The sequence below is a fragment of the Streptomyces sp. NPDC002156 genome (assembly GCF_053593675.1).
Map to the genome: position 1 here is coordinate 43,932 of NZ_JBSFDA010000048.1, position 16,974 is coordinate 60,905.

Consider the following 16,974-nt stretch of genomic DNA (forward strand, 5'->3'; position numbering starts at 1 on the left):
CGGGCAACCGCGCGCCCGTTCCCTGTCGTTATCTTCGGCTTCATGAACCTCCGTCTGCTCGCGCTCTCGGGCGTCGTGGCGCTCACGGTCGCGCTTCCGCTGGCCGTGGCCTCCGCGGGGCCCGTGGGCGACGCGGACCGCGACGCCCTTCTCTCCCTGATGCCCGAGGAGGGTCCTCAGGACGACCCCGGTGACGGCAAGGCGCCGGACGCCGCCGAGCCCACGGGTTCCCCGCTGCTGGGCCTGGGGCTTGCCACGGCAGCCCGCTGTGGTCCCGAACTCACCTCCCCCGACGGCATCGAGGCACAGACCTGTGTGCTGTCCCAGGGGGAGGAGACCTGGGCGCGCACCTACTACCGCAACGCGACCGGTCATGAACTGACGTCTGTGCTGAGCCTCATGGGGCCCGCTGCCCGCACTGTGCAACTGCGGTGCGCGGTCGGTGCGGAGGACGAGCCGGGGGTGTGCGAGACGCCCAGGGAGCGCACGACGGGCGAGCCGGGGGCCTACTCGGCGGTCGCGGAGTTCGCTGCTGCGGGGGCCGGGGCGGTGGCGGGACAGGGGCCGCTGCTGCTGCGATCGGGGAGCAACTCCGGGGTGCCCGACGGGAGTTGACGTACAGCGTCGTTCCGTACAGAACGCGGCGCAGGACTCCGGGCACAGAAAGACCCGGTTGCTGGCGACGGGGGATGCACCAGCAACCGGGCTACTCCAACGCTAACAAGAGATCGGCTGTTCGCAAATTCGATCTCGGCTATTCGGACACCGATTCTCCTGTTCTTGGCGGGAGTTGTGACAGGAGTCACCCCAACCGGAGTCCGTGAATCCGACTGTGCGTCAGCTGAGCGTCACCTGTCGGTTGGTCAGGCCGCCGCGCGCGCGGCGCTCCTCCGGGGTGAGCGGGGCGTCCGAGGCCAGCGCGGTGGCGAGGCGGTCGGCGAACTCGGCTGCCGGCTTCTCGACGTCCTCCGCGGTGACGCCGGTCGGCAGGTCCCAGACCGGGACGGTGAGGCCGTGCGCGCGGAAGGAACCCACGAGGCGGGTGCCCTCGCCCAGGCTGGACTGCCCGGCCGCGTGCAGCCGCGCGAGAGCGTCGAGCAGCTGCTCCTCGCCGTGCGGCATCACCCAGCGCAGGTGGTTCTTGTCGGGGGTCTCGCACCAGTACGCGGCGTCGACGCCCGTCAGCTTCACGGTCGGGATCGCGGCGTCGTTGGCCCGCTCCAGGGAGGCGGTGACGTCCGCCGTCGCGTTCTCGGCGTCCGGCACCCAGAACTCGAAGCCCGTATGCACAACTGGCTCGAACGCGCCTTCGGGATCGAGCAGATCCTGCAGTCGCGGACCGTCGGCCGGGGCCCGGCGGCCCTGGACGGGCGTACCGGGCGCGGCGGTGAGTGCGCGCTGGAGGGTGTCGGCGAGGTCGCGGCTGATGTCGCCGGACGACGTGTCGTTCTGCAGGCCGAGCAGGACCGAGCCGTCGTCGCGGCGCAGGGCGGGCCAGGCCATCGGCAGGACCGTGGCGAGCGTGACCGAGGGAACGCCCTCGGGCAGGCCGGACTTCAGGGTCAGCTCGACCGTCGCGGCGGGGACCAGCTCGCGCAGGGCGACCCAGTCGCCCTCGCCGGGCAGGCCCTCGAAGGGCCGGTGCACCAGCTCGGTCACCGCGTGCGCGGCGGCCCGGCCGTGACAGGCCTTGTAGCGCCGGCCGCTGTTGCAGGGGCAGGGCTCGCGGGCGCCGACAACCGGGATCTCCTGGTCGGACAGCTGGGGCCGCGAGGCCTTCGTCTGGGGTCGCTTCTTGGCCATCGTGGGTGTCTCCCGGTTACGGCTCGTCTCGTACTGGCGCGAGCCTAGCCGCTCGTACGACGGCCGACGGGACCCTGTGGACAACGGCCGTCACCGGATCTGCCAGGTTCTGTCAGCGGATCCGCCAGGTTGTGCAAGGGGATGTGCCAGACCCTGTCAGTCCATGTCGTCGAACGCGTCCGCGAAGTCCAGGTCGGGTATCGCGGCCATCGAGCGGGCCGTGACGCGGGTGGCGAAGTCCGTCCGCCGATGGCCCGCGTCCGGGTCGTGGACGTCGTCGTTCACGACGACCCACACCGTGACCTCGCCCCGCGTGTCGTCCCGGACACCCCAGTCGTTGGCCAGCGCCGTGATGATGTTCAGCCCGCGACCGCCGTGCGCCGTGACCGACGGGGTCGCCGGAACCGGGCGGGTCGGGCCGCCGCCGTCCGTCACCTCGACGATGAGTCTGCCGCCGGAATCCACACGCCACGCGGCCCGGACGTCGCCGTCCCCGGCCAGGGCCTCGCCCAGCGGCCGACCGTGTTTGCACGCATTGCTCAAGAGTTCGGACAGGATCAACACAGCGTCGTCGATGACCGATTCCGCCACACCGCCCGTACGCAACTGATCACGCATCCGGTGTCTTGCTTTCCCCACGCCCGCAGGGCCATGGGGAACGGCCATGCTCGACGACGTGGGCACCTCCTGTGCCACCACCAACGCCACCCCCGAGACCTCCTTTGCCCCACGCCACGGTGTGAATGCCCCTTTGGCCTGTACCGGAAACCGCCCCTTCCGCCTTCGGTGACGCACTCGCAATGATCGAATACGGATCGAACGCGCCGGTGCACTCCCTGTAACCGAGTGGCCGGATTTCGACGGTATGGCCGAAGGTGGAGGTTTCCTCACTCGGGACCACAGGTCAAGACCTCTGGCAGGAACCGGGGTCGGAGTCGGGTAAGAGCAGGCTCGCGGCCGGAGAGGTTCCGGAGTCGTGGGAGCGCTCCTGGTCAGCGGCCCAGTTGCCGCAGAACCGCGCCCGGGCGGTTGGTGATGATGGCGTCGATGCCGAGATCGACACAGAGGCTGACGTCCTCGGGCTCGTTCACTGTCCAGACGTGCACCTGGTGACCGGCGCATTTCAGCCGCTCGACGTACGCCGGGTGACCGCGCACGATCCGGATCGAGGGGCCCGCGATCCGGACGCCGGCCGGCAGCCGTCCGTCGCGCAGCCGGGGCGAGAGGAACTGGTTCAGATAGACCGTCGGCAGCGTCGGCGAGGCGGCCCGGACGCGGTGCAGCGAGCGCGCCGAGAAACTCATGACCCGTACCTGTGAATCGGCCGGCGACTCCGGGCTGTCCAGACCGAACCGTTTGAGCAGGAACAGCAGCCGCTCCTCGACCTGGCCCGCCCACCGCGTGGGGTGCTTGGTCTCGATGGCCAGCTCCACCCGCCGCCCGGCGTCGGCGACGAGCGAGAGCAGCCGCTCCAGGGTGAGTACGGAGGTGTCCTCGCGGTCCTCCGGGCGGTGCTCCCAGTCGGGCGCCTCGTCGCGGTTCTTCCAGGAACCGAAGTCCAGGGCGGCGAGGTCGGCGAGTTCCAGCGCGGAGACCGCGCCGCGGCCATTGGACGTACGGTTGACGCGACGGTCGTGGACGCAGACCAGATGGCCGTCCGCGGTCAGCCGTACATCGCACTCCAGGGCGTCGGCGCCGGCCTCGATGGCCTTCTTGTAGGCGGCCAGTGTGTGCTCGGGCGCCTCTTCGGAGGCTCCGCGGTGGGCGACGACCTGGATCGGGTGCTGTCGTGCGTGGGTCACCGCGTCATGGTGTCACCGTCGAAGGGCGGGCGTGACGTGGCGGGTACCCAGTCCGCCCAACAGAAGGACACGTCGGTGTGATTTGTCAGATATAAAGGGTGGCCCCGGACCCACAGGCACCGCTTATGGTGCCCTGACGCCCTGTGGGAAAAGCTGACGGCATACAAAAGGACACGCACAGCTGAATCACGTACCGACCGCGTACCCGTGTGAAACGGGCACCCGCACGTATGGATCGGGTGGATCAAGTGGATCGGGCGTGACCGAGTGCGACCGAGAAGGACAGCCGTGGATCGAGGAGAAAGAGCTGTGAGCACCGAGAACGAGGGCACTGCGGTACCCCCGGCCCCGTCCGCACCTCCCGTGCCGGTGGAATCTCCTGCTGCCTCCCCGCAGGCCACCGCGCCCGAGGCCCCGACAACCCAGCTCCCGCCGGTGCCCCCGAGCGCCCCGGAGCCGGCACCGGCGCACGCGGACCAGGTACCGGCGTACGCGTCGGCGGGAGCGCCCGACGCACCCCAGGGCGCCGGTCTGGGCCCCGAGGCAGCCGCCTGGCCGCCGCCTCCCCCGCCGCCGGCGGTGCCGTCGTACATGGACGGCGGTTCGGGTGGCGCCCCGGGCGACCCGGGTGCTCCCTGGGGCGCCACGTACGACCAGCAGCCGCCGAAGCCCAAGTCCGGGCGCGGCGGGCTGATCGCCGCGGTGCTGGTGGCCGCGCTGGTCGCGGGCGGCGCGGGCGGCGGCCTCGGCTACACGCTGGCCAAGGACAACGACGACTCCACCACGTCGACGACCGTCTCCGCCGCGCAGCAGACCGGCGGCGACCTCAAGCGCGACGCGGGCACGGTCGCGGGCGTGGCCGCCAAGGCGCTGCCGAGCACGGTCACCATCGAGGCCGAGAGCTCCAGCGGCGAGGGCGGCACCGGCACGGGCTTCGTCTTCGACACCCAGGGCCACATCGTCACCAACAACCACGTCGTCGCGGACGCGGTCGACGGCGGCAAGGTGACGGCCACCTTCCCCGACGGCAAGAAGTACGACGCCGAGGTCGTCGGCCATGCCCAGGGTTACGACGTGGCGGTCATCAAGCTCAAGAACGCCCCCTCCGACCTTCAGCCGCTCACCCTCGGCGACTCCGACAAGGTGGCCGTCGGCGACTCGACGATCGCGATCGGCGCGCCCTTCGGCCTGTCCAACACGGTGACCACGGGCATCATCAGCGCCAAGAACCGCCCGGTGGCCTCCAGCGACGGCAGCGCGAGCAGCAAGGCGTCGTACATGAGCGCCCTGCAGACGGACGCGTCGATCAACCCGGGCAACTCCGGCGGCCCACTCCTGGACGCCTCGGGCAACGTCATCGGCATCAACTCGGCGATCCAGTCCTCCAGCAGCGGCGGCCTGAGCACCGGCCAGTCCGGCTCGATCGGCCTGGGCTTCGCCATCCCGATCAACCAGGCCAAGTACGTCGCCCAGCAGCTGATCAAGACCGGCAAGCCGGTCTACGCGAAGATCGGCGCCTCGGTCGCCCTGACCGAGGGCACGGGCGGCGCGCAGATCAGCCAGAAGACCGACGACACCCCCAACCCGGTGGAGTCGGGCGGCCCGGCGGCCGCGGCGGGCCTGCAGCCCGGCGACGTCATCACCAAGCTCGACGACCACGTGATCGACAGCGGCCCGACCCTGATCGGCGAGATCTGGACCCACCAGCCCGGCGACAAGGTCCAGATCACCTACGAACGAGACGGCAAGTCAAAGACGGTCGAACTGACCCTGGGCTCCCGCGAGGGCGACAGCTGACCACCACGCGCACGCGGTGACCCGTTACTCTTGTCCCCGCGCCGAGCTGATCAGGCCCGGCGCGGGGAAGCGTGCCCGAGCGGCCTAAGGGAACGGTCTTGAAAACCGTCGTGGCAGCGATGTCACCGTGAGTTCGAATCTCACCGCTTCCGCTGTGATCGAAGGGGTGCTCCTCATTGAGGGGCACCCCTTTCGTATGGGCCCGTCGGGTAAATCGTTCAAATATGCGAGCTATCAATAGTAGTTCGAATTTATCCCATGAAAATTTTATACATAATGATCGAATGCGATCATTATTAATTTGTGCCCCTTGTGTGTTCATAGACCGCTATAGAGTCGAGTGACCAGTGGGATATTCACAGGGGGTACACATGGCCGAGTTCAAGATTCAAAAACAGAGCGCCGAGAACATCTACCAGGGCGAGACACTCTTCATCGGGCCCGAGCAGACGGGTGCCGCGGCCGCTCGCTTGGACGCCCTGCTCGACCGGATCGACAGTGAGCGCTCCGAAGAGGGTGAGTGGGCGGAACTGCGTGCCGAGGTGGAAACGGCCAGGTCCGCTCTGCCCGAACGCACTGCGGCGGTCGGAGCGCTGGAGCGTGCGCGCGTGGTCGCCATGACCCTTCGGGCCGGCTCGATCGTCGCCGCCATCGCCACCGTCATCAGCTCTTTCACGCAGTGATTCCGGGATGAACGATGGGCGGCAACAGAGACGCGAACCCGAACCACTACTCCACCCATAACATCGGTCGGCAGGAAGCCCGCACGATCAACAACGCGGACACGATCAACATCTCCTACCGGGATCCCAGCCCGGTCGAAAGCGCGGAGCAATTTCTTCGGCTCGGAGAAACGTCGCTTCACCAAGGGCTCTACGATTCCGCGGTCGCGCATCTGACGAAATGCGTCGGCCTCGGTGTGTCCGACCCTTCGGCCACCGCACACGCTCGTTTCCTGCTGGCCCTGGCCACTCTCCGAGGAAAGCGTCCGAGTCTCTGCACCGGCGCCGAACTCACATCCGTCGTCAGTCTGCTGAGCCCGCTGCTCGAACCGTACGCACGCTTTCTCGTGGCCCTGGTCGAAGAGGACCGCACCAACGCGTGGATGGCGTCGTCGGAGGTCCCGGTCAGTCTGCGGCTGAGTGCGCGGCAGGTCGATCGGTTGCACGCGGATCTCATCCGGCGGCATGTGCCCGCACCGCAGAGCCGTGTCTGGCAAGCACTCAATGAACGTGCAGGAGGAACCACCTCATGACCCTGACCATGGCAGAGACCGAAGCGACCGAGCGGAAGCGGAAAGTCGAGAAGTACTTCCACCCCACTCCGAAGCAGAGCCTCGACCAGATCGCCACAGCTCTGCTCTCGGTCGGCGGTATCGCGGTGCTGGTGGGGCTGATCGCCCTGAGCAGCAACGCGTTCGTCGGAGGTCTGATGCTGGCGGGCGGCATCTATGCCGCGATCAAGGGCGGCAGCAAGAAGAAGGAATACCGGGACGCGTACGAGAAGTCGGAACCGAAACTGTCCGACCGTGAGATGGACAGGCTTCTCGCCCAGGACCTGAAGGTCATCGAGGAACGTGCCATGCAGCGCCTCGGTATCACCTCGGACCATCTTGAGATCGGTGCCCAGTCGTGGGACCCGGTGGCGGCTCTCCTCGGCACGAGTCCGTCCGAGCGTCCGGAGAAAAGGCCGCTGGTGCTGTACGGGCCGAATCTCAGCGGGTTCGGAATCGGCGACGACGGGGTGTGGCGGTTCCAGGAGTACGAGGTCCTGGTCGTCTGTCCCACCCTGCACCACCTCGCTCTCTTCCACTGCTCGCTGGACTTCCTGTCGGGCGGACTGTCCAAGGAGGACACGGAGGAGTACCAGTACAACCACGTGGTCGCCGTCTCGACCAGGACCACACCCGCTCCCGCCGACATCTCCCTGGAGCAGTTGAACACCCGTACGCCCGACGACGACTCGGTCCACTTCAGCAAGGTTCAGCGGCGTCGGCTGGAGGTCAGCGTGTCGAACGGTCAGTCCATGGGTGTCACGGTCGGCATCTCGGACGAGGAGGACAGCACGAAACGGGCCAGGCTGCAGTCGAGTGGCATCGACGAGGTCATCGGGTCCATCCGGCGCGTCCTGCGCGATCGTTCCCGATGAGGGCGTGACGGATTCTTCGTTCAGTCAGTAGGGGTGCCTCTCGTGGAGAGGCACCCCTTTCTGTCGGCCTGTGCTGGCTCACCCCCGCCACCCCGTCATCCTCCCCGCCGAGGCAACAGTCGCCCGAGCCTCCCGCTCAGTGAGCCCCGTCTGGACGGCCGCCTCCACCAGCGGCTCCACCAGAACATCCCCCAGCCCGTTCTCGTACGCCCGGCAAGCCGCCCAGAACAGGCGGGTGTTGCGTTGGCCCTCGTGGGCCGCGAGGACGAACTGGACCAGGCCCTGGCCGTGTTCGGGTGGGGCGGGGGATGTGGAGCGGTGGGTGCGAGGTGGGGGCAGGAGGAGGCGTAGGAGGGACGCGGGGCAGGGGGCGGGGCTGAGGTGGGATGTGCCTGGTGCTGTGCCGTAGACGCCATGTTCGGTTCGGGAGCCGGGGCCTACCAGGTAGCCGCCGGCTCCTCTGATGTCGATGCCGGGGGCCAGTCTGCTCGCCGAGTTGGGGATCACGGCGTCCGGGGGGCCGGTCAGCCAGAGGTGGCGGCCGCCGGACGGGGTCAGGACGACCACCGTCTCGGGGATCGTGAACAGGTGGCGCAGGGCCAGTTCGCGCAGGGCCGCCGAGGAGTCCGTGCCCGACTTGGTGTCGAGGTCGATGCCGATGAGGTGGTGCGGGGGCAGGCCGCAGGCGATGCCGTAGCCGGTGGCCCAGGGGGCGGCGGTGAAGAGTTCGCGGATGCGGGACGGGTCGGTCGTGGCGTCGTACACGCCGTGACCCATCGCGCCGCACTCGCCGTGGCAGGGGGGTGGGATCGGTTCGTCCCGGTGGGGGGAGCGCAGGGCCGGGAGTTTTGTCCGGGACAGCGGGATGACGGCCAGGCCGCGTTCGGCGGCTGACAAGGCGTGGGCGAGGGCCAGCGTCGTGGCCTGCCGGTCGGTGGTGGCCATGCTTCCATGTTCGTACACCTGTTCGAAAAAGGGAAGGGCGTGCCTGCTTGTTCGGGCCGTTTCGGTCGAATGGCTTGAAAGGTGCGGGAACGCTTCATCCCTTGTGTCCCTTGGGGATCTTGTTCGGTCGCTTGGCGTGAATCACCCCTAACTGGCTGACCTGCGACTTTGGTGATGTGAAGAGGGTTTATCGACTTGTCATCACGCTTCAGGGGGAATAAACGGTTCCGGGGTGGTTCGCCGGGGATTCGGTGGGCAATCCTGATCTCGCGACGCAGTGCACAGCGGCGGGACAACACCGAGGCGGGTGGCCAACTGCCTTGGGAGTAGTGGTAGTTCGCGTAGTTCTCGCATCACACGTACTTCGTACGGTCCGGCACAGGAGCCGGGGCGTACATGTTCTGGAGGAACAGACATGGCAAGCATCCGTACCGCCCGCGTCATCGCCGCCGTCTCGGCCCTGCCCCTCGCCGCCGCGCTCTTCAGCGGCGTCGCGACGGCGGACAACGGCGCCTTCGCGGACGACGGATCGAACTCGGCCGTCGCCAGCATCATCGGCAGCGGCGTGGGTGGCGACAACAACGGCAACTCGTCCACCTCGCAGCAGCAGGCGGTCGGCTCCGGCGCCTCGAACCAGAACAACACCGCGCAGGTGAACGGCTCCGGGTTCACGGCCATCGACCAGTCCAACGCCGTCGTCAACTTCACGAACCTCTGGTAGGCCCTCGGGTCGGCGGGGGTGTGGGTCCCCGACGGTCCTGAACTCCCTGGTGGGGAGCGCTTCATGGGGTGGTAACACGTCTGCGCGGCGGCACGAACTTCGTGTCGCCGCGCAGACGTTTTCCGTGCCGGGTGCAGGGTCCGTCCCTTGACACCCTTTCGTATCTGACGGACAGTCAGAAACCGTGAGTCAGCCACCTAGCCACTCGTCCAGCCCCCAACTCGCCGCGCAGCTCGCCGCGTTCGAAGGGCGGCCCGCCGTCGTCGGTGGTGTCGGCAAGGATCCCGTCAACGAGCCGATGATCCGGCACTGGTGCGAGGCGCTGGGCGACAGCAGTCCGGCGTATGTCGGGCCGGACGCCGTCGCGCCGGCCACCATGCTCCAGGTGTGGACCATGGGCGGCCTCTCCGGGCATTCGAGCCGCTCGGAGGCGTACGAGGAGCTGCTCGCCCTGCTCGACGACGCGGGCTGCACCTCCGTGGTCGCCACCGACTGCGAGCAGGAGTATCTGCGGCCCCTGCGGCCGGGGGACCGCGTCGCGTTCGATTCGGTCGTCGAGTCCGTCGTCGGGCCCAAGACCACCAAGCTCGGCACCGGGTACTTCGTCACGACCCGGATGGATGTACGAGTGGACGGTGAGCCGGTGGGCACCCATCGGTTCCGGATCCTCAAGTACGCCCCCTCCCGTGCCCCAGGCGCCTCGCGCGCCCCTGAGACGCCTACGGGGCGCGAACTCGCCGCCACCCGCCCCCGCCCCGTCGTCAACCGCGACAACGCCGGGTTCTGGGACGGGGTCGGCCGCCGTCAGCTCCTCATCCAGCGGTGCCTGGAATGCCGTGCCCTCCGCTTCCCCTGGCTGCCGGGCTGCAACGCCTGCGGCAGCGGCGACTGGGACACCGTCGAGGCGTGCGGCGACGGCACCGTCTTCTCGTACGTCGTCATGCATCACCCGCCTTTCCCGGCCTTCGACCCGCCCTACGCCGTCGGGCTGATCGAGCTGGTTGAGGGGGTGCGGATCATCAGCAACGTGATCGGCGTGCCGTACGACAAGGTGCGGATCGGGATGCCGGTGCGGCTGGAGTTCGTGCGGTACGAGGACGGGCAGCCGGAGCTTCCGGTGTTCCGGGGCGACCTGCCGGGAGGGGTGGGCGGATGAAGGCCGGGGACGAGCTGCCGCCGCTGGAGATCGAGATCACGCGCACGCTGATCGTCACCGGGGCCATCGCGTCCCGCGACTTCCAGGACGTGCACCACGACGCCGAGTTGGCCCGGGCGAAGGGGTCCCCGGACATCTTCATGAACATCCTCACCACGAACGGGCTGGTGGGACGGTACATCACCGACTGTTTCGGGCCCGCCGCCGTTCTGCGCAAGGTCGCCATCCGCCTCGGCGCCCCCAACCACCCCGGCGACACCATGGTCTTGACCGGCAGGATCGAGAAGGTCGTCGAGGACCCGTACGACGGCGACACCGTCGTCGTACACGTGCTCGGGGCAAACGCGATCGGCCGGCACGTCTCCGGGACGGTGACCGTCCTCGTACCCCCCTCGGGAGGCACCCCGTGAGCCTGCACGCGCGCGACGACCTCGGCGGACGTACGGCGATCGTCGGCATCGGGGCCACCGAGTTCTCCAAGGACTCGGGGCGCAGCGAGCTGCGGCTGGCCGTGGAGGCGGTGCGGGCCGCGCTCGACGACGCCGGGCTGACGCCCGCCGACGTGGACGGCATGGTCACGTTCACGATGGACACCAGCCCGGAGATCACCGTCGCGCAGGCGGCCGGGATCGGGGAGCTGTCCTTCTTCTCCCGCGTCCACTACGGCGGGGGCGCTGCCTGTGCGACCGTCCAGCAGGCCGCGCTCGCCGTCGCGGCCGGGGTGGCCGAGGTCGTCGTCTGCTACCGCGCCTTCAACGAGCGGTCGGGGCGGCGGTTCGGGTCGGGGGTGGAGCGGCGGGAGCCGTCGGCGGAGGGGGTGGCGCTCGGCTGGTCGCTGCCGTTCGGGCTGCTCACGCCCGCCTCCTGGGTGGCGATGGCGGCACAGCGGTACCTGTACGCGTACGGGCTGTCGGCGGATGTCTTCGGGCAGGTCGCCGTGAGCGGCCGGAAGTACGCGGCGACCAATCCGGCCGCCTGGTTCCACGGCCGGCCCATCACCCTCGCCGACCACGCGGCCTCGCGCTGGATCGCCGAGCCGCTGCGGCTGCTGGACTGCTGCCAGGAGACGGACGGCGGCCAGGCGGTCGTCGTCACCTCCGTCGAACGGGCGCGCGAACTGCGGCACCCGTCCGTCGTCGTCGCCGCGGCTGCCCAGGGCGCGGGGCGTGCCCAGGAGCAGATGACCAGCTTCTACCGCGACGACCTCACCGGGCTCCCCGAGATGGGCGTGGTGGCCCGGCAGTTGTGGCGGACCGCGGGAGTCGGTCCGGCTGATATCGACGTTGCCATCCTCTACGACCACTTCACTCCGTTCGTGCTGATGCAGCTGGAGGAGTTCGGCTTCTGCGGCCCGGGCGAGGCGGCCGATTTCGTCGCGGCCGGGGGGCTGCCCCTGAACACGCATGGGGGACAGCTCGGGGAGGCGTACCTGCACGGCATGAACGGCATCGCGGAGGCGGTACGGCAGCTGCGCGGGACCTCCGTGAACCAAGTGCCGGGCGCGGAAAGAGCCCTGGTCACAGCGGGTACGGGGGTGCCGACCTCGGGGCTGGTCCTAGAGGCCGCGGGATGAGCCCGACCCTCCGGGCGACCGTCCCGCCCGCGGTTGTCACTACTACCGGAGGACCAGCCTCCGTACTACTGCCGTACGAGGCCTCAGGGTCGGACCCTCATAGGCCCGTACCCTGCCTCCACCTTCAGGAGGTGGAGGCAGCCCCCCTCCTACAACCTGAGGCGGACGCGGCTTCGGGACCTGCGGCCGATCCGCCCGAGTAGGGGGCGAACCTAGCGTAGAGCCATGACCACACCCGTCTGCACCAGCGCTTCGAACGCGGCTACGACGGCGACGCAGACCCTGGCGTTCGCGTCGTACACCTCGTACCCGTCGTTCTCGTCGTACGTGAAGGCCCGCCGCCCGGTGCTGCTGCGCACCGCCCGGTCGCTCACCGCGAACCCGAGCGACGCGGAGGACCTCCTGCAGACCGCGCTCACCAAGACCTACGTCGCGTGGGAGCGGATCGAGGACCACCGTGCGCTCGACGGCTATGTCCGCCGCGCGCTCCTCAACACGCGGACGTCGCAGTGGCGCAAGCGCAAGGTCGACGAGTTCGTCTGCGACGAGCTGCCGGAGCCCGAGGGGACGCCGGTCGGCGATCCGGCGGAGCACCAGGTGCTGCACGACGCGATGTGGCGCGCGATCATGAAGCTGCCGGCGCGGCAGCGGGCGATGGTGGTGCTGCGGTACTACGAGGATCTGAGCGAGGTCCAGACGGCCGAGGTGCTCGGGGTGTCGGTGGGCACGGTCAAGTCGGCCGTCTCGCGGGCGCTGGGCAAGCTGCGCGAGGACCCTGAGCTGGTGCTCGCCCGATAACTCGCGAACTCGCGCCTGATGGTTCCCTCACGGGAACCTCTTGTGACTCCCGATAGTTCCCCCGACAGTTCCGAGGCACGACGTGATCTGATCGATCACTCTCCCCTAGTGACGTACCGCTCGGTATGTGCGCAGAATCAGCACAACCTTTACCACCGAGTAGGCAATGAAGCCCCGGGAGGACGCCGTGCTGAGCACCATGCAGGACGTACCGCTGCTGATCTCAAGGATCCTGACCCATGGGTCGACGATCCACGGCGAGTCACAGGTCATCACCTGGACGGGCGAGGCGGAACCGCAGCGCCGCTCCTACGCCGAGATCGGGGCCCGGTCGGCACAGCTCGCACACGCTCTCCGCGACGACCTCGGAGTCACCGGCGACGAGCGCATCGGCACTCTGATGTGGAACAACCCCGAGCACGTCGAGGCCTACTTCGCGATCCCCTCCATGGGTGCGGTCCTGCACACCCTCAACCTGCGCCTGCCCCCCGAGCAGTTGGCCTGGATCGTCAACCACGCCGCCGACAAGGTGATCATCGCCAACGGTTCGCTGCTCCCGCTGCTCGCCCCGCTGCTCCCGCATCTCAAGACGGTCGAGCACGTCGTGATCTCCGGCCCCGGAGACCGTTCCGCCCTCGCCGGATCGCACGCCCAGGTGCACGAGTACGAGGACCTCATCGCCGGAAAGCCGACCAGTTACGACTGGCCCGAGCTGGACGAACGCACGGGCGCCGCCATGTGTTACACCTCCGGGACGACGGGCGACCCCAAGGGCGTGGTGTTCTCGCACCGCTCCATCTATCTGCACTCCCTCCAGGTCAACATGGCCCAGTCCATGGGCCTGACCGACCAGGACACGTCCCTGGTGGTAGTGCCTCAATTTCACGTAAACGCCTGGGGTCTGCCCCACGCGACCTTCATGACCGGCGTCAACATGCTGATGCCGGACCGGTTCCTGCAGCCCGTCCCGCTCGCCGAGATGATCGAGAAGGTACGGCCGACGCACGCCGCCGCCGTCCCCACCATCTGGCAGGGCCTGCTCGGGGAGCTGACCGCGAACCCCCGGGACGTCTCGTCCCTCACCCAGGTCACCATCGGCGGCTCCGCCTGCCCGCCCGCCCTCATGGCGGCCTTCGACAAGCTGGGCATGCGCGTCTGCCACGCCTGGGGCATGACGGAGACCTCCCCGCTCGGCACGATCGCCCGTCCGCCGGCCCACGCGGTGGGCACGGACGCGGAGTTCGCCTACCGCCTCACGCAGGGCCGTTTCCCGGCGAGCGTCGAGGCCCGGCTCTCCGGCCCCGGCGGCGAGCGGCTGCCCTGGGACGGCGAGTCGGCGGGCGAGCTGGAGGTGCGCGGTCCGTGGATCGCGGGCTCCTACTACAACGGCACCGACGCCGAACCCCTGCGCCCCGCCGACAAGTTCAGCGAGGACGGCTGGCTCAAGACGGGCGACGTGGGCACCATCAGCCCCGACGGCTTCCTGACGCTCACCGACCGTGCCAAGGACGTCATCAAGTCCGGCGGCGAGTGGATCTCGTCCGTCGACCTGGAGAACGCCCTCATGGCCCACCCGGACGTCATGGAGGCGGCCGTCGTGGCCGTCCCCGACGACAAGTGGGGCGAACGCCCGCTGGCCACGGTCGTGCTGTCGGAGGGCTCCACCGCGGACTTCGAATCCCTGCGCGCCTTCCTCGCGGGCGAGGGCAAGATCGCCAAGTGGCAGCTCCCGGAGCGCTGGACGATCATCGAGTCGGTCCCGAAGACGAGCGTCGGCAAGTTCGACAAGAAGGTGCTGCGCAGGCAGTACGCGGAGGGCGAGCTGGATGTCACGAGGCTCTGAGAGCGACCTGGGCCGACTTGGGCTGACATAGGGAATTGGGGCGATGTTTCACGTGAAACATCGCCCCAATTCCATGCGCTGAATGTGCTAGTTGGTGCCGATACGGGCGAGCAGATCGACGATCCGGCTCTGCACCTCGGTGCTCGTGGACCGTTCGGCGAGGAACAGCACCGTCTCGCCCGAGGCGAGCCTCGGCAGGTCGGCCTGGTCGACGGCGGCCGTGTAGACGACCAGCGGGGTGCGGTTCAACTGTCCGTTCGCCCGCAGCCAGTCGACGATCCCGGCCCTGCGGCGCCGTACCTGAAGCAGGTCCATGACCACCAGGTTCGGCCGCAGCTGCGAGGCCAGCGTGACCGCGTCCGCGTCGCTCGCGGCCCGCGCGACCTGCATCCCGCGCCGCTCCAGCGTCGCCGTGAGCGCGAGCGCGATCTCCGCGTGCTCCTCGATCAGCAGCACGCGCGGCGGATGCTGCTCACTGTCACGCGGGGCGAGCGCCTTCAGGAGTACGGCGGGATCGGCGCCGTACGCCGCCTCGCGCGTCGCCTGCCCGAGTCCCGCCGTGACCAGCACCGGAACCTCGGCGGCCACGGCGGCCTGGCGCAGCGACTGGAGGGCGGTCCGGGTGATCGGCCCGGTCAGCGGATCGACGAACAGCGCCGCCGGGAAGGCCGCGATCTGTGCGTTGACCTCCTCGCGCGAGTGCACGATGACGGGCCGGTACCCACGGTCGCTGAGCGCCTGCTGCGTGGTGACGTCCGGCGCGGGCCAGACCAGCAGCCGGCGCGGGTTGTCCAGCGGCTCCGGCGGCAGCTCGTCGTCCATCGGCCGGGGCTGCGGCTGGTCGGAGACCTCGACGGCTCCGCCGGGCCCGTCGAGCGGCTCGGGCCCCTCGGCGGCGTTCTCGTCCGGTGCCCCTATGGCGTACGAGCGCCCGGCCCCGTCGGTGAACCCGGGCAGCCGTGGATTGCCCGGGGCGAGCTGCGTCTGCCCGGCGAGCGAGGGCTGCGTGGGCGACGGCGCCTGGGCGGCCGGTACTTGCCCGGCGAGGGACGGCTGACCCGGCACGGACGCCTGGCCGGCCAGGGAGGGCTGGGCCGGAGCCGGTGCGGCGGCGGCGGCCTGGGCGGCCGGAGGCGTGGCGGGGGTGGCCTGATTGCTCTGCGGGTGCTGCCGGGCCGTCGTCTCCGGCTGGCCGGCGGCGGGCTCCGGGCGGGTACCGAGCTTGCGGCGACGACCGGAGCCGTTCGAACCGTTGGTGCCGTGCGGGGGTGTAGCGGGCTGCGGCTGACCGGGCGTCTGCAGTTGCGCCGCCGCCCGGCTGAACGCGACCCCCTGCCCGAGCGTCCGCACACTGAACGCCCGCCCCTGCGTCGAGTTCGGGTCGACCGGCGCGGCGGCGGCCTCGGCGGGCAGCGCCTGCCCGGGCGGCCGGGGCTGCACGGCACGCTCCGGAGGAAGCGGGGCGGCTGCCGCCTGAGGCGCGGGAGCAGGAGCGGCGGCCGTGTTCGGCGGTACGGCGGTGCCGGCGTCCGGGGTCTCGTCTTCAGCCGCGGGCCAGGGCTGGGGCTGCGGTTGGCCGGCGGGGGCGGCAGCCTGGGCCGGGATCGCCTGACCGGGGGCCTGCCCCTGGGCGAGGGCGGGCTGGGGCGCCGTACCCTGCGCCGGGACCTGCTGGGCAACGGCCTGCGCGGCCTGCTGCGGGGCCTGTTGGGGAACCTGCTGGCCCTGGACGCCCTGTGCGGGGACGGGCTGACCGGGAAGGGGTTGGTTGGGGAGGGGCTGGCCCGGGGCGGCTTGTGCGACCGGCTGCTGGCCGAGTGCAGGCTGGCCGGGGAGCGCCTGCGCGGGGAGTCCTTGCGCGGGAAGCCCCTGTGCGGGCACCGCCTGTCCTGAAATGGCCTGCGCGACCTGTGCAGCGGGGACGGCCTGCCCGGGCATCTGCTGTCCAGGGAAGGGCGACTGGCCGGGCATGGACTGCCCCTGGCCCGGTACGCCGCTCTGCTCCGGGCCGACGGCGGCGGCCTGGGCGGCCGTTGCCGGTACGGGAGCCGCCCGCCCGGGAGCCGGTACGGGCGTCCCCTGCCCGGGAATCCCGCCCGGCGGTACGGTCCCCGGCTGGTCCGGGGTCGGGCGGGCCCGGCGGCGGCCGGTCGGGGTGGACGTCGGGTGCGGCTGGGGCGGGGTGTGGTCGTCGTCGGGGTCGTGGGTGAGCCCGTCATGACGGCCACCGTCGTCGAAGCGGTCGTCGACCGGCCCGGCGGGCGCCTCGGGCGCGGCCTGGTCCGTCCGGTCGGCCTCGGCCGGGGGCAGGGCGAACACCGGACGGGGGCCCGCCTCCTGGGCGGCACCGCGCTCGGCGGCCGCCGCCAGGGCCCGGCGCCGACGCCC

15 protein-coding genes, 1 tRNA gene and 1 pseudogene are annotated in these 16,974 nt (G+C 70.0%); 12 read left to right on the plus strand and 5 right to left on the minus strand.

Translation table 11 applies throughout. From position 1 onward, the window contains the following. Positions 1 to 42 precede the first annotated feature (42 nt). Positions 43 to 615, plus strand: a complete 573-nt coding sequence (locus tag ACWCRB_RS20935; RefSeq protein ID WP_450997451.1) for a hypothetical protein — start codon at positions 43 to 45, stop codon at positions 613 to 615. A 222-nt stretch (positions 616 to 837) separates the two neighbouring features. Here ACWCRB_RS20935 and ACWCRB_RS20940 read toward each other — a convergent pair whose 3' ends face one another. The 3 genes from ACWCRB_RS20940 to ACWCRB_RS20950 all read right to left on the minus strand — a co-directional run bounded on the left by ACWCRB_RS20940 (position 838) and on the right by ACWCRB_RS20950 (position 3,605). After that, positions 838 to 1,803 (minus strand): DUF5926 family protein, encoded by a 966-nt coding sequence (locus ACWCRB_RS20940; protein WP_450997452.1) that lies wholly within the window; start codon positions 1,801 to 1,803, stop codon positions 838 to 840. Between the two features lie 156 nt (positions 1,804 to 1,959). Beyond that, entirely contained in the window at positions 1,960 to 2,598 is a 639-nt protein-coding gene (locus ACWCRB_RS20945; RefSeq protein ID WP_450997453.1) for an ATP-binding protein, read from the minus strand. Between the two features lie 197 nt (positions 2,599 to 2,795). Next, positions 2,796 to 3,605, minus strand: a complete 810-nt coding sequence (locus tag ACWCRB_RS20950) for a glycerophosphodiester phosphodiesterase (protein ID WP_450997454.1) — start codon at positions 3,603 to 3,605, stop codon at positions 2,796 to 2,798. Positions 3,606 to 3,914: 309 nt separating this feature from the next. Between ACWCRB_RS20950 and ACWCRB_RS20955 the strand changes: the two genes are divergently transcribed. The 5 genes from ACWCRB_RS20955 (at position 3,915) to ACWCRB_RS20975 (ending at position 7,550) form a co-directional block, all read left to right on the plus strand. Then, the gene (locus ACWCRB_RS20955; RefSeq protein WP_450997455.1) at positions 3,915 to 5,402 is read left to right on the plus strand and encodes a S1C family serine protease; all 1,488 of its coding nucleotides are present in this window, start codon (positions 3,915 to 3,917) and stop codon (positions 5,400 to 5,402) included. 65 nt (positions 5,403 to 5,467) lie between these two features. After that, a tRNA-Ser gene (locus tag ACWCRB_RS20960) sits at positions 5,468 to 5,554 on the plus strand. 219 nt (positions 5,555 to 5,773) lie between these two features. Then, positions 5,774 to 6,085: a hypothetical protein gene (locus tag ACWCRB_RS20965; RefSeq protein ID WP_450997456.1), complete on the plus strand. Its 312-nt coding sequence runs from the start codon at positions 5,774 to 5,776 to the stop codon at positions 6,083 to 6,085. A gap of 14 nt (positions 6,086 to 6,099) precedes the next feature. After that, positions 6,100 to 6,657, plus strand: coding sequence for a hypothetical protein (locus ACWCRB_RS20970; protein ID WP_450997457.1), 558 nt, complete (start codon positions 6,100 to 6,102; stop codon positions 6,655 to 6,657). After that, complete coding sequence (locus ACWCRB_RS20975) at positions 6,654 to 7,550, plus strand: hypothetical protein (protein ID WP_450997458.1); 897 nt, start codon at positions 6,654 to 6,656, stop codon at positions 7,548 to 7,550. The genes ACWCRB_RS20970 and ACWCRB_RS20975 overlap by 4 nt, the downstream gene beginning before the upstream one ends. 78 nt (positions 7,551 to 7,628) lie before the next feature. Here the strand turns inward: ACWCRB_RS20975 and ACWCRB_RS20980 are convergent, their stop codons facing one another. Then, a complete protein-coding gene (locus tag ACWCRB_RS20980) occupies positions 7,629 to 8,495 on the minus strand; it encodes a bifunctional DNA primase/polymerase (RefSeq protein WP_450997459.1) in 867 nt (288 codons plus the stop codon). Between the two features lie 415 nt (positions 8,496 to 8,910). Between ACWCRB_RS20980 and ACWCRB_RS20985 the strand changes: the two genes are divergently transcribed. The 6 genes from ACWCRB_RS20985 to ACWCRB_RS21010 all read left to right on the plus strand — a co-directional run bounded on the left by ACWCRB_RS20985 (position 8,911) and on the right by ACWCRB_RS21010 (position 14,586). Beyond that, positions 8,911 to 9,216, plus strand: a complete 306-nt coding sequence (locus ACWCRB_RS20985; RefSeq protein WP_235476904.1) for a hypothetical protein — start codon at positions 8,911 to 8,913, stop codon at positions 9,214 to 9,216. 184 nt (positions 9,217 to 9,400) lie between these two features. Beyond that, the gene (locus tag ACWCRB_RS20990) at positions 9,401 to 10,372 is read left to right on the plus strand and encodes a bifunctional MaoC family dehydratase N-terminal/OB-fold nucleic acid binding domain-containing protein (protein WP_450997460.1); all 972 of its coding nucleotides are present in this window, start codon (positions 9,401 to 9,403) and stop codon (positions 10,370 to 10,372) included. Next, positions 10,369 to 10,782 (plus strand): MaoC family dehydratase, encoded by a 414-nt coding sequence (locus tag ACWCRB_RS20995; RefSeq protein WP_450997461.1) that lies wholly within the window; start codon positions 10,369 to 10,371, stop codon positions 10,780 to 10,782. Before ACWCRB_RS20990 ends, ACWCRB_RS20995 begins: the two co-directional genes overlap by 4 nt. Further along, entirely contained in the window at positions 10,779 to 11,945 is a 1,167-nt protein-coding gene (locus tag ACWCRB_RS21000; RefSeq protein WP_450997462.1) for a lipid-transfer protein, read from the plus strand. The genes ACWCRB_RS20995 and ACWCRB_RS21000 overlap by 4 nt, the downstream gene beginning before the upstream one ends. Before the next feature lie 225 nt (positions 11,946 to 12,170). After that, entirely contained in the window at positions 12,171 to 12,743 is a 573-nt protein-coding gene (locus ACWCRB_RS21005; RefSeq protein ID WP_389349156.1) for a SigE family RNA polymerase sigma factor, read from the plus strand. A gap of 166 nt (positions 12,744 to 12,909) precedes the next feature. Next, a complete protein-coding gene (locus ACWCRB_RS21010; protein WP_450997463.1) occupies positions 12,910 to 14,586 on the plus strand; it encodes a long-chain fatty acid--CoA ligase in 1,677 nt (558 codons plus the stop codon). Positions 14,587 to 14,673: 87 nt separating this feature from the next. Here the strand turns inward: ACWCRB_RS21010 and ACWCRB_RS21015 are convergent. Further along, positions 14,674 to 16,974: pseudogene (locus tag ACWCRB_RS21015) on the minus strand (hypothetical protein); the annotation flags it as partial.